The 22,347-nt window shown below is 26.7% G+C and carries 18 protein-coding genes and 1 pseudogene; 18 read left to right on the forward strand and 1 reads right to left on the reverse strand.

All coding sequences use genetic code 4. The features are described from left to right. Positions 1–3 precede the first annotated feature (3 nt). A complete protein-coding gene (locus NX779_RS00410; protein ID WP_259430267.1) occupies positions 4–873 on the forward strand; it encodes a hypothetical protein in 870 nt (289 codons plus the stop codon). A gap of 42 nt (positions 874–915) precedes the next feature. On the opposite strand, the gene NX779_RS00415 is transcribed toward NX779_RS00410, so the two are convergent. Beyond that, entirely contained in the window at positions 916–1,614 is a 699-nt protein-coding gene (locus NX779_RS00415; RefSeq protein WP_259430268.1) for a 16S rRNA (uracil(1498)-N(3))-methyltransferase, read from the reverse strand. Positions 1,615–1,822: 208 nt separating this feature from the next. On the opposite strand from NX779_RS00415, the gene NX779_RS00420 reads away from it, so the two are divergent. The 17 genes and pseudogenes from NX779_RS00420 to dnaB all read left to right on the forward strand — a co-directional run bounded on the left by NX779_RS00420 (position 1,823) and on the right by dnaB (position 22,244). Beyond that, positions 1,823–2,662 carry a hypothetical protein gene (locus NX779_RS00420; protein ID WP_259430269.1) on the forward strand — a complete coding sequence of 280 codons (840 nt, stop codon included), beginning with the start codon at positions 1,823–1,825 and terminating at the stop codon, positions 2,660–2,662. 7 nt (positions 2,663–2,669) lie between these two features. Then, positions 2,670–3,818, forward strand: a complete 1,149-nt coding sequence (locus tag NX779_RS00425) for an alpha/beta hydrolase (RefSeq protein ID WP_259430270.1) — start codon at positions 2,670–2,672, stop codon at positions 3,816–3,818. A 90-nt stretch (positions 3,819–3,908) separates the two neighbouring features. Next, positions 3,909–4,793, forward strand: a complete 885-nt coding sequence (locus NX779_RS00430; protein WP_259430271.1) for a Cof-type HAD-IIB family hydrolase — start codon at positions 3,909–3,911, stop codon at positions 4,791–4,793. A 101-nt stretch (positions 4,794–4,894) separates the two neighbouring features. After that, positions 4,895–7,756 (forward strand): BspA family leucine-rich repeat surface protein, encoded by a 2,862-nt coding sequence (locus tag NX779_RS00435; RefSeq protein WP_259430272.1) that lies wholly within the window; start codon positions 4,895–4,897, stop codon positions 7,754–7,756. Between the two features lie 60 nt (positions 7,757–7,816). Further along, on the forward strand, positions 7,817–8,074 hold the full coding sequence (locus NX779_RS00440; RefSeq protein WP_259430273.1) for a hypothetical protein: 258 nt from the start codon (positions 7,817–7,819) through the stop codon (positions 8,072–8,074). Between the two features lie 120 nt (positions 8,075–8,194). Beyond that, entirely contained in the window at positions 8,195–8,614 is a 420-nt protein-coding gene (gene rpsL, locus NX779_RS00445; RefSeq protein ID WP_036497776.1) for a 30S ribosomal protein S12, read from the forward strand. Between the two features lie 98 nt (positions 8,615–8,712). Then, positions 8,713–9,180 carry a 30S ribosomal protein S7 gene (gene rpsG, locus NX779_RS00450; RefSeq protein ID WP_004428389.1) on the forward strand — a complete coding sequence of 156 codons (468 nt, stop codon included), beginning with the start codon at positions 8,713–8,715 and terminating at the stop codon, positions 9,178–9,180. A 23-nt stretch (positions 9,181–9,203) separates the two neighbouring features. Then, positions 9,204–11,273 (forward strand): elongation factor G, encoded by a 2,070-nt coding sequence (gene fusA, locus NX779_RS00455; protein WP_259430274.1) that lies wholly within the window; start codon positions 9,204–9,206, stop codon positions 11,271–11,273. 134 nt (positions 11,274–11,407) lie between these two features. Further along, positions 11,408–12,595, forward strand: a complete 1,188-nt coding sequence (gene tuf, locus NX779_RS00460) for an elongation factor Tu (protein ID WP_259430275.1) — start codon at positions 11,408–11,410, stop codon at positions 12,593–12,595. 111 nt (positions 12,596–12,706) lie between these two features. Continuing rightward, positions 12,707–13,985: pseudogene (locus tag NX779_RS00465) on the forward strand (IS3 family transposase). Positions 13,986–14,079: 94 nt separating this feature from the next. Continuing rightward, the gene (locus NX779_RS00470; protein ID WP_259430276.1) at positions 14,080–17,625 is read left to right on the forward strand and encodes an ABC transporter permease; all 3,546 of its coding nucleotides are present in this window, start codon (positions 14,080–14,082) and stop codon (positions 17,623–17,625) included. A 51-nt stretch (positions 17,626–17,676) separates the two neighbouring features. Then, on the forward strand, positions 17,677–19,032 hold the full coding sequence (locus NX779_RS00475) for a M17 family metallopeptidase (protein WP_259430277.1): 1,356 nt from the start codon (positions 17,677–17,679) through the stop codon (positions 19,030–19,032). 177 nt (positions 19,033–19,209) lie between these two features. Continuing rightward, complete coding sequence (gene rpsF, locus NX779_RS00480) at positions 19,210–19,623, forward strand: 30S ribosomal protein S6 (protein WP_259430278.1); 414 nt, start codon at positions 19,210–19,212, stop codon at positions 19,621–19,623. A 40-nt stretch (positions 19,624–19,663) separates the two neighbouring features. Beyond that, entirely contained in the window at positions 19,664–20,125 is a 462-nt protein-coding gene (locus NX779_RS00485) for a single-stranded DNA-binding protein (protein WP_310795080.1), read from the forward strand. A 22-nt stretch (positions 20,126–20,147) separates the two neighbouring features. Further along, the gene (gene rpsR, locus NX779_RS00490; protein WP_004428375.1) at positions 20,148–20,375 is read left to right on the forward strand and encodes a 30S ribosomal protein S18; all 228 of its coding nucleotides are present in this window, start codon (positions 20,148–20,150) and stop codon (positions 20,373–20,375) included. Positions 20,376–20,479: 104 nt separating this feature from the next. Continuing rightward, complete coding sequence (gene rplI / locus NX779_RS00495; protein ID WP_259430280.1) at positions 20,480–20,923, forward strand: 50S ribosomal protein L9; 444 nt, start codon at positions 20,480–20,482, stop codon at positions 20,921–20,923. 1 nt (position 20,924) lies between these two features. Next, complete coding sequence (gene dnaB, locus NX779_RS00500) at positions 20,925–22,244, forward strand: replicative DNA helicase (RefSeq protein ID WP_259430281.1); 1,320 nt, start codon at positions 20,925–20,927, stop codon at positions 22,242–22,244. Positions 22,245–22,347: the final 103 nt, after the last annotated feature.

Genomic DNA, 22,347 nt, shown 5'->3' on the forward strand with positions numbered 1-22,347 from the left:
ATTATGAAAAGCAAAAAAATAATAATCCCAATCATTTCAAGTGTTGTTACAGCTGGTGTAGGTATTGCTAGTACTTATTTTGCAGTAAATCAACATAATGAAAAATCTCAAATAAGAGCTCTTAGACAAGAAGTAGAAAAACTTAAAACTGACTATGAAAAAGCAAAAGAAAATATAGAGTCTGAAAGATCTAAATTACAAGGTATTATTAACCAAATTCAATCTGAATTAACAACAACTATACAACAATCTAAATCAAATGTTGAAGAACTTAAAAAAGTTTTTAAAACTTTAAAAACATTTGCAAAATATGAAATAACAAAACAAGGTGAACAAAAACCTGGCATAACTTATTATTTAGCATATTATGAAAATAATGAAATTAAAGCATCAAGTGAAGTAACAACTACTCTTACAGAACAAAAACAAGAAATTCCTGAACTTGAACAAATAAAAAAATACAAAGATGCTAAAGAAGGAGACCTTGAAGATAAAGACTTACCAGAAAAAGAAGCATCGGTAATATTTGAGATTACTCAAGACTTTTTATCAAAAATTAAACAAGGTTTTGATGTATTAATTAATTTTTTCAACAATAAGAAAAATGAATATGATACATTAATAGATAAACTAAACGCTTTAAAAGAGCAAGATTTCTACAATTTATTAAAAATCGATGGATTAGATAAAAATGCATGAGATGCTTTAGATGAAGATCAAAAAATTCAAAGAATTAAAGATGCTTTAACTAATAAAAATGATGAAATAGCTCAACTTATTAAAACAATAAATGATGAAGCTGAAAACTTAAAAAATATGACAACAACTGCTCAAGGCATCTTAGATCGTTTACAAGGTAAAAAGACACAATAAGATAATTTTAAAAACTCAGGTATTTAACTCCTGAGTTTTTATCTATTCTTTTATTTTACTTAACATCTTAATTGCTGCAGTTTCTGCTCTTAAAATAGTTTTTCCTAATGAAATAAATTTAATTTGATCACTATTTAAACTTTTTGCAAATTCAATTTCTTTATCACTTAATCCACCTTCAGGACCAGCAATTAAAACTGAATTTGTATTTAATTGATCTATTTGTAAATCACTATCTAATTGTTCATGAGCGATATAAATTGTGTAGTTTAATTCTAAATATTTTTTTATAATATCTTGATAATCTAAAGGTTTTGTAATTACAGGAATTATGTTTCTAAAACTTTGTTCACTAGCATTTTTAATTTTAGTTTCATAACGAATCATTTTTTTATCTGAAAAACTAAAATCAACTAGTTTATGATTACAAAATTGACTAATCATTGGATGAATTGTTTTTACACCTAATTCAGTTGCTTTTTCAATCATTCACTCAAAGCGATCTATTTTAATAATTGGAGCTGCTAAAACTAAATCTTTTTGATATTCATGATTAATATCTAACTGTTGGATTATTGTAGCTATATTAGTTTTATTTTGTAATTTACATTTAAAAAATACACCATTGAAATTAATTAAAAATTCATCATTTTCTAATCTAGCAACTTTAATATGATGCATTAAATCATCATCTAAAATAAAATGATTTTCAAATTTATTATTACAAAAAAATCTATGCATATTACTATCTCATTTCTATACTAATAATATTTTAAACAAATTAGATTCAAAAACAATTTTATTTAATTTCTTGGTGAAATATTAAACAAAATGAAACCTTTAAATTTTTAATTTATAATAATAGTTTAGAATAGAAAAAAACATATAATAGAAAAAAATATTAAATAGATATAGAATAATATTATGAAAAGAAATGCTGAGATATTTTATGAAAAGTAGAGAGTATAAAAGATTTTATTTAAATTGAAAATGATATTACTATGTAGGTATTTTACTTTTAATTTTATACATGTTTGTATTAAGCATTAAGTATGGAATTATTAATGAAGGTTGATATATGAATAATAAAAATGAAACTCATGCTTTAATTTTAAGTTATGATGCAATGAATTCATTTTTCACAACTCATGTTAATTTCATAACTGCTATTTGATTAATAGTTATAATATTACAGTACGACAAAATAAATCCTAGTAATAGCTGAGCAAGAATCTGTAGAAATTTAGTTTTAAATTTAAATTTAATGATGTTTATTGGATTTCTAATTGGATTGATTTTTAATAAACCTGAAATAGCAAATCAACTTGTTTCATTAGAAAAATGAACAACTTATCAAGCTGTTGTTACTATTGTGATTCATTTTATAATTCCTTTAGCTTTAGTTGTAATTTATTTTTTTGAACAAACTACTTATTATTATGAGTTTAAAAAAATTAAATCTTATTTAGGTGAATTACTTATAGCTAATATTTATCCTTGTATTTATTTAGGTTTTATATCTACAAGATCAATAGTTTATAAAAATGCAGGAATTGAACAATTTAGATTTGTTTATGGATTTTTAAATTTTGAAAAACCTTTAATAGGTTCTTCTTCGGTTATTTATTTTATTTTACTTTTACTTTTTATTATTTTCTCAACAACATTAACTCAAATGATTGTAATGTTTTATAACAATATATGTTTCAACATTAAAAATAAATATTTCAACACTGATCTTAAAGACAAAAATAATAAAATTTATGATAAACAAATCGTAAATAATTAGGAGATATATGAAAAAAAATAAAAAAATAGTATTAGATAAATTAATAGGACAAAAATTATTTAAATATATTAAAAAACCTTTTAGTTTTGTATATTGATTAGCTGAATCTTTAACAGTTTTAAAAAGAAATAAAAAACAAAGTTATGTAAGTGATATTCCTGAATTAAATAAAATAAATAAAATCATGAAATATTACTATAAAAGAGAAGAGTTTATTTTACATTCAGATGACAAAATCAAATCATTTGATTTTAAAAGCGAAGATGGTATTAATCTAGTTGGATTAAAATACATAACAGATGAAAAATCTAAAAAATGATTAATTTCTTCTCATTGATTTGCTGGTCATAAATATTGAGCATTAGCTCATGTTAAAGCTTTTATTGAACTTGGTTATAATATTTTAGTTTTTGATTTTAGAAATCACGGTCAATCAGATAAAACTGATGTTATAAGTATGGGGTTGTTTGAAAGTAAAGATTTAATTGCTGCAATTAAGTATTTAAATGAAACTGAAGATGTTGAAACTTTAGGTTTATTTGGAATGAGTATGGGAGCTTATATTACTAATTATGTAACTACAACTGAAAAAGAATTATTAGATAAAAGTAATGTTAAGTTTGCAATTAGCGATTCAACTTATGGATCAATAGAATCATTATTATATAAAACTTGAAGAGCTTGATTTAAATTATTTTTGAATAAAAGAATTGCAAGAAAAATCGTAGATAAAGTATTAGATTCTCAACAATCAGCGACTAATCAAGATCAAAAACAATTAGATTTATTTGCTAAATATGAACAAGATAAAATTATTCCAGCTAGTGCACCAACTCTTTTTATACACGGTATTAATGATGTTATAACCCCACATACTGATTCTTTAAGACTATATATAAACCGTATAAACCATTGTAAAGATGATGAGATTTTAATATATAATTCATGTAATCATTGTTTTGCATTAAAAGATCATTACTATCAAACAGTATATCGAACTTTAATGTTTGAAAATAAAATAATCGCTGATGATAAAGCTACTAAAAAAGCTTTAAAAAATATGAATATAACAAAAGAAATTATTAAGAATAACTTTAATGAATTAAAAGATGCACCAACATTTCATTTTTGTGTAGGTTCTAAAAAAGAAATGTAATATTTAATAAATTTTCTAATTATTATTTGTAATCAAAAATAAAAAATAAATTTATTTTTATAATAATATGAAGTAGATAGGAGATTAATTATGAAATTAAAAAGATTGGATGTAAAAAGGCTAATACTAGTTGATTTAGATGGAACAGTTTTAACTAATTCAAATGATAAAATCCATCCTGTTACTAAACAAGCATTACAAGATGCTGTTAAAAGAGGACATACAGTTTGTGTTGTAACTGGTCGAGCTTATAGAGCTATGAAACATATTTATAAAGAATTGAATCTTGATACAGTTGTTGCTACTTTTGATGGAGCACACATTCATGATCCTAAGAAAAAACAATTAAAAAGAATTATTTTACCTATTAATAATGACATTATTATGCAAATTATAAATGAACCTGTAATTAAAGAAAATGTTGAAAATATTTTAATTGAATATTACAATAAAACATTAATTTGAAAAGATGATAAAGACTTGTATGAATTTTTCCATTTATATGATGTTGAAGCAAAAGAAGAAACTAAGATTTTTATAGAAGGCTCACCTTATGAATTGTGAAATGATCCAAGTAATAATTTAGTTATAAAATTAAAATCAAAAGAAGCTAAAGATAAAGTTTTACGTGTTTTAACTAAATATCAAGATGCTGTTAAAATTCAAAGCGATATTTTATATGGTATTAAATCAGAAAGCAAAAATCCTATTATTACTTTAACTAATAAAAATGCTGATAAAGGATTTGCTGCAGTATTTCTAGCTCAGTATTATAATAAAGATTTAAGAGATGCTATTGCTTTTGGAGATCAATTAAATGATTATCAAATGATTCAAACTGTAGGTCATGGAGTTGCAATGCAAAACGGAACTGACGCTTTAAAATTTGTTGCTAAAGGAATTACTCATCTTTCAAATGATGAAGGTGGAGTAGGACATTATCTAAACGGTTTATTAAATGGAGAAGAAATGTAAAAAGTAGCGAGAGCTACTTTTTGTTTGTAAATTTTATTAAATATATTGAGAAAAAACGCCGATGATTTTATAATTATTAATTGTTGAATTAAGAGGTTTATATGAAGAAAGTTATTAGATGGTGTATTTTACTAGTATTTTGTTCATTTGTATTTTTTGAATATTGATATTTACTTGATAATTTCGTTGCTTTTAGTATAAAAGGGACAAAGGATGGCAAAGAATTTATATTATCGTCAACGTCTTCAAATTTCATTTCAGAATGAAATGATTTATTGAAATGTAATTTCAATGTTTTTACACCAATATCAGATTGAAAAGAATTTATAAAATATGAAGGTTATGAATTAACTGGTTTCATATTTGGTAATACTAGTTATTTTGCTTTTTTAGAAAAATTGAAGTATATAATAGGTTCAGTTGTTGTATTTGTAATAGTTAATATTTATAGGATTACAGTATACAAAACATTTAAAAATATAAAAAACTATTTTATAAATAGAAAAGATTTTGTAGCTTATGGATATAAAGAAACCATTGAATATCTAAAAAAATTTAAGTACAAAATTGAAAATTCAAAAGATATTAGTAAAGATGACATTATAAAAATGTGCAAAGATTATAAAGAACACAAAGATGCTAAACTTTTGTGTAAACCTATTTTTGTTTCTGATTTAATAGATGAAGTTTTAGAAAATACAATTTCAGAACGAAATGATCTATCTTTATATATTCCGGTTTTTCATGAAGTGATAAAGCTTGCGAAAGAAATGTATTATAAAGAAAAAATTAAAATAAAAAATTCAAATAAATTTGAAGAATGAATTTCAGGAATTATTGTTAGTTTTAGATATTTTTCACACATCTCTAGAGAATATTATCAATATAGATGTCGTATAAATCAAATCTATGAAACAGATGTTAGATTTAATTTTAAATTGAATATTACTAATTACTTTTTATTCGGTGTTGTAAACTCTCATTTTTTATTCTTTATAACGTTATTATTTTTCCCATCTTTTTTCATCTTTCTTTACTCTCTGCTATTTATTATCAATATAGGTTCAGTAGGATTTATTGTTATAACATGATTTGTTGTATATCTAATTATAGTTTTATTCTTTCAACTTTTACGTTATTATGATATTTATTCAGAAAGAAAAGAGTCCTACTTATGAAATAAGTCTAATAGTGCTAAATTGCAAAATAAAAAACCTCTCTTTTGGTGAATCAACTTTATATTTTTATTTTTACCTTATTCAGTAACTCTTTCTTTACCTTTATGTATTATTCATATAAATAAGTTAGGTTACAATTTAATTTCTGAAAAATATACACCCAATTGATTAGCGAGTCTCTATATTATATTTGTTTGTATTTTACTAATTTCTTATGCTGTAGACTTTATAGATGAAACTCTTATATATAAAAAGTACACTCAAAAAGTTATTTATAAGATATGATTTATAGAATATTTTGTGATAATTTCGGTGTCTCTTATAGTATTAGTTTTTTATTGATTATGTACAGTTATAAAAGATAAAGAAACCGTTGGATATTTTCTTTGGGTATGTAGAGTTTTATTGCATACTTCCGTATTTCTTATTTTTGTCAATAGACCTCTTATGATCAAAATAGAGAAATTCCATAAATGGAAAAATAAAATAATTAACCGTTTAAATAAAATTATGAAAAATAAAAAAATACCTATTTATAATTACGATCAAACCGAATGTGTGAAAATAGGTTATTATAAAAAGGGTGAAGTCATTAGAATTAAACCTTTTCCAAAAACAATTAGAAAAGTTCCTAAGAAGTTACCTACAGAAATAACTAGCTTAAAAGGTGCATTTGAAGGAAATATAAATAAAACAATAGAAAATTTAAATAATTGAAAGACGTCAAAAATAGTTGATATGAGTTATATGTTCAACAAAGCATTGCAATTTAATGGTGATATATCAAAATGAAATACATCACGTGTAACAAATATGGAGTGTATGTTTAGAGATGCCCCTTTATTCAACCAAAACATCAATACAAAAATAGTTAATAACCCAAATGGATCATCATACACAGCATGAGATGTTTCTAAAGTAACTAATATGAACTCGATGTTTGAATATGCAAAAAACTTTAATCAAGATATATCAAATTGAAATACTCAAAACGTAACTAATATGGATTCAATGTTTGCTTATGCAAAAAAATTCAATCAATACATTGGTGAGTGAGACACTTCTAAAGTAACTAATATGAACTCGATGTTTGAATATGCAAAAAACTTCAACCAAAACATCAATACAAAAATAGTTAATAACCCAAATGGATCATCATACACAGCATGAGATGTTTCTAAAGTAACAAAAATGAGTAGTATGTTTCAAGAAGCATTTATATTCAATCAACCCCTAGATAACTGAAACACTTCAAATGTAACTGATATGAGCCAAATGTTTTATAACACAATAACTTTCAACCAAGATATATCAAATTGAAACACATCCAGTGTAACTACTATGAGATCTATGTTTGCTCATGCTAAAAAATTCAACCAAAATATCAACACAAAAGTAGTTAATAACCCAAATGGATCATCATATACAGCATGAGATGTTTCTAAAGTAACAAATATGAGTTTTATGTTTTATGATTGTATTGAATTTAATGGTGATATTTTAAATTGAGAATTCAACTGCGAGGTTCGTATTAGATATATGTTAAGTTATGCAAAAAACTTTAAAAAAGATATAAGAATTATAAATGATAAAAAGACTAAAAAAGCATTACATTTATCAGGAAAAAGAAGTAGCAAAAAAACCGATCTAAAATGAAAAAAAATAATGTTACCAATTTTACAGATATTTGAAATATTTTGTTTTTGTGCACCAGGTGTACTAATCATGTTAATAGGAGCTTTTAATTTTATTGGAACCTTTTTGTATACTTTTATATTAATATAAAGTATAATCACACAGTTTTTAATAATTTACTAAAAACCATATTTAGACAGGAGAAATCACATGTTAACATTACTAGCCGAAAAACCACCCATATCAGTTTATTATTGAATATTAGGAATCGGAATTATAGTACTTTTATTAGGTATATTTTTATGAGTTAGATATAGAAGTAATTCTAAATGATCTAAAAACGATTCTTTTGAACAAAGAAATAGAACTTCTCAAACAGTATGAGAATTTACTAAGAAAAATTTTCCAGTTTTAGTAGTTGTAATGGGTGTAATTTTTATTGTTACATCAATTTCTCAACTATTATAAATATGTTTTATACCAATCGAACATAGTAATAAAAAATGTTATTGAAATAGCATTTTTTTTAATATATAATTAAACAAGTGTTAATTCGATACACACGGAAATGTGAAAGGAGGAAAAATCATGCCAACAATTAACCAATTAGTTAAAGTTAACCGTAAAGCAAAAACTTGAAAAACTAAAGCTCCTGCGTTAAACAGAGGAATCAACACTTTAAAGAAAAAAGTAACTAAAATTTCTTCACCACAAAAACGTGGAGTATGTACTCGTGTGGCTACTATGACACCTAAAAAACCTAACTCTGCGTTACGTAAATACGCTCGTGTTAGATTAACAAACGGAATGGAAGTTAACGCTTATATTCCAGGTGAAGGTCACAACTTACAAGAACACAGTGTTGTTTTAATTCGTGGAGGTCGTGTTAAAGACTTACCTGGGGTACGTTACCACATCATCCGTGGTACATTAGATACTCAAGGAGTTAACAACCGTAAACAAGGTCGTTCATTATACGGAGTAAAAAGACCTAAAGTTAAAAAATAGTAGTAAATAAAACTATTTAAATAACCGTGTGATTAGATAACAAAAACACATTTAAGTAGCATATACATAAATGAAGAAAAGAGAAAGGAGTTAAAAACATGCGTAAGAATAGAGCTGAAAAAAGAGATGTTTTAGCAGATCCAGTTTACAATTCTAAGTTAGTTACTCGTGCTATTAACAAAATTATGTTAGATGGTAAAAGAGGAATTGCTCAAACAATTATTTATGATGCGTTTGACATTATTAAAGAAAAAACAGGTCAAGAAGCTATTGAAGTATTTAATAAAGCAATTGAAAACATTAAACCTCATTTAGAATTAAAAGTTCGTCGTATTGGTGGAGCTAACTACCAAGTTCCTGTTGAAGTTTCAGCAGAAAGACAAATTACTTTAGCTTTACGTTGATTAATTAACTATGCAAGATTAAGAAACGAAAAAGTAATGACTTTAAAATTAGCTAATGAAATTATTGATGCATCTAACAACATGGGTGGATCAGTTAAAAAACGTGAAGATACTCACAAAATGGCAGAAGCAAACAAAGCATTTGCACACTACCGTTGATAATTTAAAGAAAGGAAACACTTATCGTGGCAAGAGAATACAGTTTATTAAATACTCGTAATATTGGTATTATGGCTCACATCGATGCTGGTAAAACTACAACTACTGAACGTATTTTGTTACATACTGGAAAAATTCATAAAATAGGTGAAACTCACGAAGGGGCTTCACAAATGGACTGAATGGCTCAAGAGCAAGAACGTGGTATTACTATTACTTCTGCTGCAACAACAGCTTTCTGAAAAGACACAAGATTTAACATTATCGATACTCCTGGACACGTAGACTTCACTGTTGAAGTTGAACGTTCATTAAGAGTTTTAGATGGAGCTGTAGCTGTTTTAGATGGTCAATCAGGAGTTGAACCACAAACTGAAACTGTTTGAAGACAAGCAACTAACTATAAAGTTCCTCGTATTGTTTTTGTTAACAAAATGGATAAAACTGGTGCTGATTTCATTTACTCAGTAAAAAGTATTGGTGATAGATTAGGTGCAAAAGCTGCTCCAATCCAATTACCAATTGGTGCTGAAGAAAACTTCACAGGTATTATTGATTTAGTTGAAATGAAAGCTTACGAATTCGATGGAAAACCAGAAGAAGTTGCTAAAGAAATCGAAATTCCAGCTGACTTATTAGATCAAGCTAAAGAATTAAGAAGTCAATTAGTTGAAGTTGCTGTTGAATATGATGAAGAATTAATGATGAAATTCTTAGATGGTGGAGAAATCTCTATTCCAGAATTAAAATCAGCAATCCGTAAGGGAGTAATCAATGCTGACTTCTTCCCAGTATTAGCTGGATCAGCATTCAAAAACAAAGGGGTTAAATTATTATTAGACGCTGTTGTTGATTACTTACCATCACCATTAGACATTCCTTCGATTAAAGGAATCTTACCAACAGGTGAAGAAGTTGAAAGACACGCTGATGATCAAGAACCATTCTCAGCATTAGCATTCAAAGTTATGACTGACCCATTTGTAGGGAAATTAACATTCTTCAGAGTTTATTCAGGAATTCTTTCAAAAGGAAGTTATGTATTAAACTCAACAAAACAACAAAAAGAACGTGTTGGACGTATTTTACAAATGCACGCAAACAACCGTACAGAAATCGATGAAGTTTATGCTGGAGATATCGCTGCAGCAGTTGGATTAAAAAATACAACAACTGGAGATACTTTATGTGATGAAAAAGCTGAAATCATCTTAGAATCAATGGTATTCCCAGAACCAGTTATCCAATTAGCGTTAGAACCAAAAACTAAAGCTGACCAAGAAAAAATGAGTATTGCTTTAAACAAATTAGCTGAAGAAGATCCAACATTCAGAACTTATACTGATGATGAAACAGGTCAAACAATTATCGCGGGTATGGGAGAATTACACTTAGATATTATCGTTGACCGTATGAGACGTGAATTTAACGTTGATACAAACGTTGGAGCTCCACAAGTTTCATACCGTGAAACAGTAAAAGTTCCAGGAAAAGCTGAAGGTAAATATGTTAAACAATCAGGAGGACGTGGATCATATGGACACGTTGTGATTGAATTCGAACCAAACCCTGATAAAGGATTTGAATGAATTGATAAAATTACTGGAGGACGTATTTCAAAAGAATACATCAATGCAGCTCGTGTTGGATTAGAAAATGCTTTACAAAACGGGGTTATTGCAGGATACCCAATGATCGATGTTAAAGCTACTATTATTGATGGATCAATGCACGATGTTGACTCAAACGAAATGGCTTACAAAATTGCTGCTTCAATGGCTTTAAAAGAAGCTGTTAAAAAAATGAATCCTGTTGTTTTAGAACCAATCATGAACGTTGAAGTAACAGTTCCAGATGAATACTACGGAGATGTTATGGGTAACATTTCATCAAAACGTGGATTAATCGAAGGTTCAGAACAAAGAGGAAATGCACAAACTGTTAAATCAAAAGTTCCATTAACAGAAATGTTTGGATACGCTACTGAATTACGTTCATTTACTCAAGGACGTGGAAATTACACTATGATCTTCAGTCACTATGCAGAAGCACCTAAAGCAATTGCTGAAGAAATTATTAAAAAATCAGGTAAATAATTGCTTTGATTTTACTAATAATAAAGTGTAAAATATACAATAAATTTAAGTGCCCCTACGGGGGCAGAAATCTGATAGTAGATTCTGTCTATTATCAATTAGTTATTTATTAGAAATAAGGAGAAATAAAACAAATGGCAAAAGAACAATTTGACCGTAGTTTACCTCACGTTAATATTGGTACAATTGGACACGTTGACCACGGGAAAACTACTTTAACTGCTGCAATTACTAAAGTTTTAGCAGAACAAGGTGGAGCAGAATTCAAAGATTACGCAAACATTGATAATGCACCAGAAGAAAGAGAACGTGGAATTACTATCAACACTTCACACGTTGAATATAAAACAGCTAACAGACACTACGCACACGTTGACTGTCCAGGACACGCTGACTACGTTAAAAACATGATTACTGGAGCAGCACAAATGGATGGAGCTATCTTAGTTGTGGCTGCAACTGATGGACCAATGCCTCAAACAAGAGAACACATCTTATTATCAAGACAAGTTGGAGTTCCAAAAATCGTTGTTTTCTTAAACAAATGTGACATGGTTGATGATGATGAAATGATCGACTTAGTTGAAATGGAAATTAGAGATCTATTAACTGAATACGACTTCGATGGAGAAGGAGCACCAGTTATTAGAGGATCAGCTTTAGGAGCATTAAACGGAGATGCTAAATGAGTTGGAGCAATTAGCGAATTAATGGATGCAGTTGATGAATACATCCCAACTCCTCAAAGAGATTCAGATAAAACTTTCTTAATGCCAGTTGAAGACGTATTTACAATTACTGGACGTGGAACTGTTGCTACTGGACGTGTTGAAAGAGGAACAGTTAAAGTTAACGAAGAAGTTGAAATCATCGGATTAAAAGATGAACCAACTAAAACAGTTGTTACTGGATTAGAAATGTTCAGAAAATTATTAGACTTCGCTGAAGCTGGAGATAACGTTGGAGCATTATTACGTGGAGTTGACAGAAACTCAATCGAACGTGGACAAGTTTTAGCTAAACCAGGTACAATTAAACCTCATACAACTTTAAAAGCATCTGTTTATGCATTAACTCAAGAAGAAGGTGGACGTCATAAACCATTCTTTAACAAATACCGTCCTCAATTCTACTTCCGTACAACTGACGTTACTGGAGAAGTTACTTTACCAGAAGGGACAGACATGGTTATGCCAGGTGACAACGTAGAAATGGAAATCGCTTTAATTAAACCAGTTGCTATTGAAGAAGGAACAAAATTCTCAATCCGTGAAGGTGGAAGAACTATCGGAGCTGGAACAGTTATTTCAATCGAAAAATAATTGTAAATTTAATAAAAACAAAGACCAACATAGGAGAGTAGGACAAAGTTATTAGACTCCCTAAGGGATAGACCCCCTAGGGGGTCTATTTTTTTCAAAAAAGGAGTATTTATGAAAAGAGGAAAGCAACTAAGTGTAAGTGAGTGGTTAGAAGTATTTAAGCACTACAAAGAATATTTATCTCAAAATATTACTAAAAAAGAATTTTGTTATATTTATAGCAAAATTAGAAATTCTGAAAATTATTTACTTTCAGAAGAAGCCTTCTGATATTTATCTAGAAAATATAAAGATTATAATTTAGGTATGGAACTAAAAGAATCACAAACAGGAAAAGCACCTAAAAAAGGTAAAGGATCAGGTAGACCTAGAAAGAACAAAGAAGAATATGATAAACAAAGAAACGAAGTGATTAAAGAGATTGATCGCGAAGTTTTAGAATGGTTAATAACAGACCTTTTTAAAGAAGATATTTTAAAGAAAAATAAGGTTGACAATCTAGATGAACTGATAGAAAAAATTAAGAAAAAATTTGGAGAAAATATTTCTAACAAGGAAATAATGAAAATTCTTGGAATACCTAAATCAACTTTTTACTACAAAATCAAGAAACAATCAAAAGATAAGAAAGAAGCTGTTATAGAACACGCAGAAATAATTAGAGAAGCTTTTGCAAAACAAAACGGAAGATATGGTAGAGAAAGGCTATCAGCATATATTTTCAAGACATATGGCATTATTATTAACCCTAGAACACTAGGAAGAGCAATGAATAAATTAGGTCTTTTCTGTCACGTAAGAACAACGTGCAAGAAAAAGCGTGAATCAAAAAATACTAACGTGTATTATCCAAATATTGCTAATAGAGATTATAATGGACTACAAAACGATATTTATGCAAGTGATGTTAGTTACATTCCTGCTCCAATAGATGTAGAAGGAAGACATGTTTATTTATCTATCGTAATTCATCACAAAACAAAGAAAATTGTTAGTTATAATTTATCCATATATAACGACACTAATTTAATTATGACTCACATTAGAAAAACAAAATTTCCTAAAAACTTTATTATTCACACAGACCATGGTGTAACATATTCATCGAATGAATATCTTGAGTATATAAAGCAACGAGGTGGAGTGGTGTCAATGTCAAGAATAGGTAACTCTCTAGACAATAGAGAAGCTGAATATTTCTTTTCAATTTTAAAATCAGAAATGTTTTATAACTTTGAAAAGAAAGTAAAGAAATGACTTTTAGTGAACTAAAAGAATGTATTAAAAATTTCATTGAGTGATATAACAATGAAAGAATATTAAAAAATTCAAATGAAAAACACCTCAAGAACTATGAGGTGTGTATAATAAACATAACTATTTAGTCTAATAATTTTGTCCCGGTTTCTAGATTGGTCTTTTTGTTATTTATTTAATGTTAAAATTAAATAATGAGTATAACTTATAAAAATTTGGGGTAATTTATGAAATTAAGACTTGTTTTAAAACAATCACTTAGAGACTTTAGATCTAGAAAGATTTTATATTCTATTTTTCTATTATTCTTAATAGTAGCTTTTTCTATTATTACAGGTCTTTTTTCATTTCAATTTAAGTTTGACCAATACTTTGACGATATGTTTAAACCTGCTGCTAATATAGCTTTTAATTATCCTAGATTTGCAAGTTCTAATAAAAAAGACGATGATAAATTTGCTGGTTTTATAGATAATAATGACAATTTATATAAATATGTAGATGATATTTTTAAAAATATTGATAATGATAAATATAAAGAATTTGAAAAACAAAATATATTAAAATCTTCTATAAAAGAATATATAGATGTAATAGGTAATCACAGAGGTGATTTAGAAAAATATGATGAAATAGAAGATCAAAATGTTAAACAAATTGGAAAAGAAATATTTCATTATTTTTGTGATGAACAAATACAAGGATACAAGTCAACAACTAGATCGTTTTCAAAAAATTTATTAATGCAATATCTAGAAGATAGTAAAGAAAAATATAAAATTCATAATCAATGATTTAGATGAAGTCATTGAGTAACACTTGAAGACAGATTTGGTTCATCAAAAGTTTATTTAGAAACTATACCTGAAATTAGAGATTTTTGAGAAAACAAAAAAGATTTCGATGAGAAAGTTAATCATAATTTTAAATTCAAAAATCAAGTTAAAATAGAATCTCAAATCAATGTATCGAAATTAACAGATGAACAAAAACAAAGTATAAAAGATCAAAAATATTTCTTCGCATCACCAAAATATGTTAAAAATAACAACTTAAAATTAGGTGAATATTACGAATTTAAAACAAGCGTTGGTTGAACTAAACTTATGTTAGTTGGAACTTGCTATAGTCTAGATTCGATTTTTGAAAAAGATAGTTCAAAAGAAGCGCATATTTTTCTGCCACCTAATTTCAATCATATAAAATATTGATTCGATATGATAGAAATTGCGTTCGATTCATCTGCTGCAAAAGATTATAAAAAATTTAACAACTTATTTTTAAAAGATTTTGAATTAAACCAACCTAATGACGTTGCATTTAAAGATCATACTTTAGATAGAACATTTTATAATAATAAACAATATGCAAACGATGCAATTAAAGCTAAAAACATATTACTTGCTGTTAATTCAGGTATTTCAATTCTAATGATTTTCTTAGTTTGTGCAGTCTTTTATTTCATTGCTGATCAATTAGTTAAATTACAAAGAGAAAATCTATCATTTTTAAGAAGCTTAGGAGTTAATAAACTTAAACTTTCATTACTAACAATTTCATCAATTATTTTCCCATTAATAATATCTTTAATAATTGGTATTTCTACTTCATCATTTATCTCACAAATATTTGTTGATGCTGTTAAAAATGAATATCCTTTCATATGACCAAATTCTTTATTTTCAGAAAAAACAACATTTCTACTTATCTTTATTTCTATAGTTATGTTTATCATGTTTATTTTAGTTACTGCTACTAAACTATCAGATAAAAATCTATCTATTTATAGTGTTAATGAATCAAAAGCACCAAAATTAGGTTATAAATTATTTAAAAAAACTATTAATCAAGCACCATCTAATATAAAAATTGGATTTGCGTTTTCATTTAAAAATATCTATAAAAATATAGTTACATTTGTATTATTATTAATTTCATTTACTACATTATTTTATTCAGTACAATTCAACTCATCAGTTAAAAATTCTATTGAATCAATTAGACAAGCATACAAACCATATGAATCAGTTAAATTACAAAATTCATTACCTGTTACATATGATGCTTCTGATTTAACTGACAAAGAAACTAATAATAGAAAATTAAGTTATTCTTCAATTCAATCACTAGAAGGCATAACATCAATTAACTCAATAGAAGATTTGATCAATGCATTACTTAATACAACTTTTTCAGGTGATGATATTAAAAATTATATGATTTCACAAGAATTGATTCATAAAATAGAAAATACAGATCCTGAGAAGTTTATTGATGATCTTATAAATGAAATCGATAAATCAAAAATAGGTAATAAAGATCAAAAAGAATTTATGAAAAAAATGATTGATGATCACAAACAACAAATAATTTCAACTGATCAAAAAATTATTGATTTTATAAAAGAATATAGAACTAAATTATCTTTAATAAATAATAAATATAATGACCCAGATATTGCTGTTCCGATTAATTTATTGTTTGGAAAATCTTTATCTTTTAAATCAGAAGAAAATAGTATAGCAAGTTATTGATCTCATTCTTTAATGTATAGTAGTAATATTAATAAATACAATGGATTAGCACATGAAAGATTTCGTTGAACAACAGGAATTGCTGTTAATAGTGATGATGAAATTTCAAAAAATTTTGCTTTAAAAGATATAGAAAAAGAAATTAAAAATAAATTTAAAGATTCAAAAACAATAAGTGTAGAAAGATTTAAAGTTGATAAAAAAACTAGAGAGGTTCCTGTTTTAAATGTTGCTGCAACTGATACTTTTATTAAAGAAAGTAATGCAAGATTAGGTGATATTTTAAAAATTACTCTTGGTACTGCATTTCAATCAGATCAAGTAGATTCATTTCCATTTGTTTATATAAAAATAGCTAAAGTTTATAATAGACAAAATATTTATAGTGGTTTATATTTTGATAAAAAAGATTTTATTAACATGTTATATAACTATAATTATCTAACTAGTGATGATCAAAAAGATGTTGACATTCAAGTAAATGATGAGATAAAAAACATAATAGAACCTATGCGTGATGGAATAAATAATGATGGTGATTTCTTAAATAATACTAATTTTTCTAAAGATGAATTACCAATAAACAATCAGTACTTTACTTTACCTATATATTCATCACTTTCAGTTTTAAATCAAAATAATCAATGAACTACTTGTTATAATCCAGAATCAGATGGAAAACAAATTACAAATTATTGATTCCCAATAACTGAACATAGCAATGATATAAATGCAGATATTGAATCATCATTTTTAGTAACTTATTTAAAATCAATGGCTAATAATTCTTTTAACTTTAATAAGTTTGCTGAAATTGTTCAAAAACAACTAGACCCGTTAACAAGAGCAATTCAAAAAGTTTTATATTACTTAGTTGTTGTTTCTATTTCTATTTCTATGATTTTAATTATTTTGATTTTATATGAAAACAGAAGAACAATTATTCTATTTAAAGCTATGGGATATAAGTTAAAAGAAATTAATAGATATCTTATTTTTGGATATGTTGTTGCAGCAACTCTATCAGTTGGTTTTGCTATTCTAATAGTCAACCGTATAATTTTAATGCTAGGTTCTCAATTCACTGATACATTTAATTTAACACTTTCATTTTATTGATCTGTTTCATTTATTTTAATTTGTATAATTCCATTTGTATTATTTATAGTTATGATGTTGATTTCAGTTAAAGCATTTACAAGTAAACAATCACCTAAAAATATATTTCAAGAAGCTTAAGAAAATTTAAAAATGTTATAATATGATTAATTGAAAAAAGGAGAGTTTAATATGATTAAATTTAACGAAAAGCATGAAGAATTAACCTTAGTTGCTGTAGTTGATCCAAAAGAATTAAAATATGTTTCTCAAGCAGATTGTTCAACTACACTAATTAGTGAAGAAAAGAAAATCTACATGGTTATTAAAAAAGACGGAAAAGATTTATTTGCAAAAATTAGAAAAGCATTTAAAAAATTTGTTGCTTCAAACAAATTAAGTGTTAATGTAGATTTAGATTCATTTATTGAAATTGCTGCTGAATGCGGATGCAAATCAAAAGTTATTTCAGCTATTTATGAATCAATTTCATTTGAATCATTTAAAAAAGTTTGCTACAAAAAATGTGAATGCAAAACTGATGTAGTTTACAACTTAACAACAAAAGAAGAAGTTTTACCATTAATTGAAAAAGAAGAAATTAAAATGGAATTTGTAAACTTTGCAAGAACTTTACAAGACACTCCACCAAACATCGCTACAAGTGAATATCTAGCAGATGAAATTGCTAAAAAAGCTAAAACAATCGATGGATTAAAAGTAACAATTTTAGGAAGAAAAGAAGCTGAAGATCTAGGAATGGGATTATTCTTAGGAGTTAATGCTGGATCTTGTTATGAACCACGTGCAGTTGTTTTAGAATACATCGGTGACGAATCACAACCAAAAGTAGCATTAGTTGGAAAAGGAATTACATTCGATACTGGTGGATACAACTTAAAACCAACTAACTTTATTGAAGGAATGAAATTCGATATGTCAGGTGCTGCTATCATGCTTTCAACAGTTATGGCATTAGCAAAAGCTAAAGCAAAAATTAACATTGTTGGAGTTGGTATGTTCACTGATAACAGAATCGGAAAAACTGCAACTTTACCTGAATCAGTTCTAACTTCAATGAATGGATTAACTGTTGAAATTGGTAATACAGATGCTGAAGGAAGATTAGTATTAGCTGATGGAATTACTTATGCAATTAGAGAAAAACAAGCAACTGAAATATGAGAAGCTTCAACTCTAACTGGAGCAATGACTATTGCTTTAGGTTCATGAGCAACAGGAGTGTTTACTCATAATGATGAAAAATGAAAAACACTAAAAGAAGTTTCTGAAAAAACAGGTGAAAGAATGTGAAGAATGCCTATTTTTGAAGAACATGTTGAAAAAGTTAAAAATGATACAATCATGGCAGATTTAACAAACTCATGTAAAGGTAGAGAAGGTGGAAGCTCAACTGCTGCTGCGTTCTTAAATGAATTTGCTGAAAACAAACCATTTGTTCACTTTGATATTGCTGGAACTGCTGATATTGATGGTCGTGGACAAGGTGTATTAGTAAGAACTCTATTTGAAATCTTTAATAAATAATTAATAAATGACAAAAAAGGATTCTAATTATTATAAGAATCCTTTTACTTTTATAAATTAGTCGTTTTTAAGTTGTATTAATAAGTGATTTTTTATATAATTCATATGAGTTAATTTCGAAATGAATTAACTCCTTGGCTTATAAAAGCCCAAAAGACCATAAGGAGGATTATCTAAATGATTAGAAAATATGAAGTAATGTATATTTTAGATCAGGATTTAAAAGATACAAAAGAATTATCAACTAAATTAGATAACATTTTAACAGAAGGTGGAAAAATGATTAAATCTAACGATTTAGGTTTAATTGACTTTGCTTATGAAATTAATCATAAGAAAAAAGGATTCTACCGTGTAGTTATTGTTGAAGCAACATCAGCTGCAATTAAAGAATTTGAACGTGTTGCTAAAATTGATAAAAATGTTGTTAGAACTTTAGTTTTAAATACTGAAAATAATAAAAATTACGAAGAATCAGTTGAATTATCAAAAACTGATATGACAAAATTCGAAGAAGAACAACGTGAAAAGAAAAACTTCAAAAGAGCTTCATTCAAAAGAGAAGAAGCATCATCAAAAGAAGTTAAATAATATTAATAATTAATAATAAAACAAAGGAAGTTATTTTATGATGAATAGAGTTTGTTTAATAGGAAGATTAACAAGAGATTTAGAATTAAGAACTGCTGCAAAAAATGATGCTAAATTTGTATTCTTTACAGTTGCAGTTTCTGAATATGTTTCAAATGGTGAAGAAAGAACTAATTTCATTCCTTGTTCAGCATTTAACCGTACAGCTGAAAACATGGCTAAATATCTTTCAAAAGGAAGTTTAATTTCTGTTGAAGGAAGAGTTACTACAAGAAGTAATAAAACACCTGATGGAAGAGTTGAAACTATTGTTAACATTACAGCTGATAAAGTAACATTTTTAGAATCTTCTAAAGTTAATGCAACTAGAAATGCATCAAATTTTGATAATCAAATGTTTGATCAAGATATTATGTCAAATAATTCTATTCCAACTTCTAATTCATTTGAAAATAATTCACAGAATGATTCTGATGATGAATTTTCAATTCTATGAGAATAAATAAGTAGAAAGGTGATATGTTATGGCTATTAGAAAGTTCAAAAAAAGAAAAAAAGTTAATTTCTTTCAAAAAAATAACATTAAATACATAGATTACAAAGACGTTAACTTATTGAAAAAATTCATTTCAAATAATGGACAAATTTTACCAAGAAGAATTACTGGAACATCTCCTAAAGACCAAAGACAATTAGCTGCTGCAATTAAAAGAGCACGTCAAATGGCTTTATTACCATACGTTATCGATTAATAAATGTTAAAATCTAGTTTATCTAGATTTTTTTATTAACCATGATACTTATAAATAACTATTGCTTAGTTGTATAATAAAAATAATAAATATGAGGTGAAGATATGAAAGTAATTTTTTTACAAGATGTTAAAGGACAAGGAAAAAAAGATGAAGTAAAAGAAGTAAGTGATGGATATGCTAGAAACTTCTTACTACCTAGAAAATTAGTTAAATTAGCAACTGATAATAGTGTAAACACATTAAATACAAAATTAAAAGTTAAAGAAGAAGAAAAACAACTTGCTAAAGCTCAAAATTTAGCTTTTAAAAAATCTTTAGAAGAAGTAACATTACACTTTAAATTACAAACAAATGATGGAAAAGTTTTTGGAAGCATTTCTAATCAAGATATTGTTAATCAATTAAATGATTTATTTAAAATAGAATTAGATAAAAGAAAATTCGTTAACTTTAAAAATATCAACAGCATTGGTTTAAGTTATGTAAAAATTAAATTAGAATTTGGAATAGAAGCATTAATTAAAGTTGAAGTTAAGGAAGCTTAATATGAAAAAAGAATTAACAAAAGAACAAATTTTAGATACTGAAAATTTTGTTTTATCAGCAGCAATTAGTAATCCAAACACATTAGCTGACATTACTAGTAGATTACAAGCTGAAGATTTTTTCTTTGGTACAAGTAAACTAATTTATCAAACTATTTTAGAATTAAATCTTAAACAAAAAGAAATATCTCCAATTTCTATTATTGATTTTTTAAATGCAAAAAACATGTTAAAAGATGCTGGTGGAGAAGATTATATTTTTAACATTGCTGCTCAATATTGAACAGATGAAGGATTAGAATCTTATATTGATAGAATTCATCGCTTAAGTATTGATAGAAAATTAAACAATGTTATTAAAGAATTAGAAGCGAAAAGAGCTAGCGGAGAATTAGAAATTGATGACTTACTAAAAATCGCTCAAACAAGATTGTTAGATATCGATCTAGAATCAAAACAATTTGAAATTGAATCAATTGGAATGGTCGCTAATAAAGTTATTGCTAAAATTAGAGAATTAGAATCAAAACCAGATTCACTAACTGGAGTTCCTAGTGGATTTTCAAGTTTAGATAAATGTACTAGTGGTTGACAATCATCTGATTTTATTATTTTAGCTGCTCGTCCGAGTGTTGGTAAAACTGCATTTTCATTAAACTTAGCTTATAATGCTGCAAGTCAAGGCTATCCTGTTGCTTTCTTTTCTCTAGAAATGCCAGCTGAACAACTAACTCAACGTTTATTATCTAGAATCTCATCAATTGATTCTTGAAATTTAAGAAGTGGTAAAGGATTAGATCGTGAAAAATGAGAACATCTATTACTAGCTAAAGATAAGCTTAATAAAACCCCTATTTATATCGATCCAACTCCAGGAATTACTATTCAACAAATTAGATCTAAACTATATAAAATGAAAAGAGATCATGATATAAAACTTTGTGTTGTTGATTATCTACAATTAATTGCTGGATCTAATTATAAAGATAGACAAAACGAAGTTAGTGAAATTTCAAGACAGTTAAAACAAATTGCAAGAGAAACTCAAATTCCTATTATTTGTTTATCACAATTAAGCCGTCGTGCTGAAACTAGAGAAGATAAACGTCCTATGATGTCAGATTTACGTGATTCAGGAGCTATTGAACAAGATGCGGATTTAGTAGCATTCTTATATCGTGAAGATTATTATAATAAAGATCTAAGTGAATCAGACAAACAAAAAACAGAACTAATAATTGCAAAACACAGAAATGGTGCAACAACAACTGTTGAGTTAAGATTTATTAAAGATCACGGTAGATTTATGGATTGAAACTAAAAGTTTTAATCTTTATTATTGTTTAAGTACATAGAGATTATGTTAAAAAAATGATTTGAATAATACTTTGATAATTTGTTATAATTAGATAGTATTTATACGT

It is taken from the genome of Mycoplasma cottewii, assembly GCF_024918975.1.
GTDB classification, from domain to species: domain Bacteria; phylum Bacillota_I; class Bacilli_A; order Mycoplasmatales; family Mycoplasmataceae; genus Mycoplasma; species Mycoplasma cottewii.